At 64.6% G+C, this 1,020-nt stretch carries 2 protein-coding genes; both read left to right on the top strand.

Translation table 11 applies throughout. The features are described 5' to 3' along the window. The first annotated feature begins 478 nt into the window (after positions 1 to 478). Entirely contained in the window at positions 479 to 658 is a 180-nt protein-coding gene (locus ENZ74_RS32875) for a DUF3606 domain-containing protein (protein WP_013530777.1), read from the top strand. A gap of 171 nt (positions 659 to 829) precedes the next feature. Further along, positions 830 to 1,020, top strand: a 191-nt coding sequence (locus ENZ74_RS32870) for a GFA family protein (RefSeq protein ID WP_206522398.1), incomplete at its 3' end; no start/stop codon positions are given.

Raw genomic sequence — 1,020 nt, 5'->3', positions numbered from 1 at the left:
CCGAACGGCTCTCCGGCGCATCGCGAGTGAAACTTGTTGGTAATCACGAATGTGATATTGTTAGCCGGGGCTAATGCAGCGGTGTGCCGGTGCAGCAATTTTGGGTGGGCTGAAATTTGCGAACAAGCGTCAGGTTTGGGGCGATACCTCGTGGCGTGGGGTCGGCGACGCTGGAATGCAGCGGCTGCGGCGGCGCTGGCCAGGTCTTCCAATGTCCGCGCTGGACGAGTTCCAACGGCCATTGTTGCCCTGCCGGCACCCACCGGCGCGGCTGCCCCGGCCTCAGCGCGGCATGCTCCGAATGTGACGGCGACCACGCTGCCGACGCCGACCCGATGCGGCCATCGGCCTGATACAGGCCGGTTGCAGCCTGGCCGTGTCGCCTGGTGGAACCGGCGGCGCCGATCTGTGTTATGTCGTGTTGATCGCGGGCGCCGAAGGTTGCGCGTTTCCCCGACAACAGAAAGCGAGGCCTGAGATGGCTGACGACAAGTCGAAGACGAAACAGGACCGCAAGCAGGTCTCGGGCGAAGAGCCCTACGAGGTTGCCGCCTTTGCCCGCAAATACGGCATTCCGCCAAGCGAGGCACAGACCATCATCAAGCGCTACGGACCCTCGCGCAAGAAGCTCGACGCCCATATGGCGGCCCGCGGCTAGCCGAAACCATTTCGCCTGGGCGGCGTTGAAGACGCTGCGGGCCGCGTCAACCGGGCCTGGTGGTACGGTGAACAGGATGTCTTTTTCCCGGTTTCTCATCCTGGCCAACGAAACGGCAGACGAGCATCTGTCCCACCCGGCCCGCAGCGCCACGCATTGAGGGAGGTTGTCATGTCCGACACCATACGCAGGACCGGCAGCTGCCTGTGCGGCGGCGTGCAGTTCGAGGTTCACGGCGCGCCGCTGCGCGTCGGCCTGTGCCATTGCAAGGATTGCCGCAAGGCCGGCGGTTCGGTCTATTCGGCCTTTGCCATCTGGCCGCGCGAGGCCTTCGAGACCACCGGCCTCGTCAGCTCCTATGG

It is taken from the genome of Mesorhizobium sp. M7A.F.Ca.CA.002.15.2.1, from assembly GCF_003998715.1.
GTDB lineage: Bacteria > Pseudomonadota > Alphaproteobacteria > Rhizobiales > Rhizobiaceae > Mesorhizobium > Mesorhizobium ciceri.
This window is presented reverse-complemented; position numbering and strand designations above follow the sequence as displayed.

Bases quoted from the DNA above. Each gene is read 5' to 3' on its own strand.
- ENZ74_RS32875 (WP_013530777.1), top strand. From the start codon at position 479: ATGGCTGACGACAAGTCGAAGACGAAACAGGACCGCAAGCAGGTCTCG.